This window comes from Bartonella taylorii 8TBB (assembly GCF_902825155.1).
Taxonomy (GTDB): domain Bacteria; phylum Pseudomonadota; class Alphaproteobacteria; order Rhizobiales; family Rhizobiaceae; genus Bartonella; species Bartonella taylorii_A.
In genome coordinates this window covers 1-438 of sequence record NZ_CADEAG010000139.1, presented here as the reverse complement: position 1 = coordinate 438, position 438 = coordinate 1, and the positions used below count along the sequence as shown (strand labels likewise).

The 438-nt window shown below is 37.9% G+C and carries 1 protein-coding gene; it reads left to right on the top strand.

What is annotated here, in order from left to right; all coding sequences use genetic code 11:
- Window positions 1–37: 37 nt before the first annotated feature.
- Window positions 38–438 (top strand): disulfide bond formation protein B (locus J7R13_RS09010; protein ID WP_208438322.1); only part of this gene is annotated, 401 nt, incomplete at its 3' end.

Below are 438 nucleotides of genomic sequence, written 5' to 3'. Positions count from 1 at the left end.
ACTTCCACTTTAAACTTATCTTTTTGAGAGAATAACCATGGAAAATGTTGAACAAAAAAACCCTCATTTCGTTATATTTATGAATACCTTAGGGCTTGTTGGATTATCTATTGTCTTGTTGGTAGCCTTTTATTATCAGCTGGTAAAATTCGAATTACCTTGTCCGCTTTGTCTTCTTCAACGCGTTGGTTTGATACTAGCAGGTTGTGGATTTTTGCTCAATATCCACCATAAGGTGAAACATACCCATTATGGTATGGTGATTCTGGGCTGTATGGTAACCAGTGCTGTTGCTGTCCGGCAAGTGCTTTTGCATATCACACCAGACGATCTTGGCTATGGTTCAACATTCTTTGGATTACATTTTTATACTTGGGCACTCATTATTTCACTGCTTTGTATTCTTGGAGTGTCTGTCGCCATAATTTTAGGGGAATT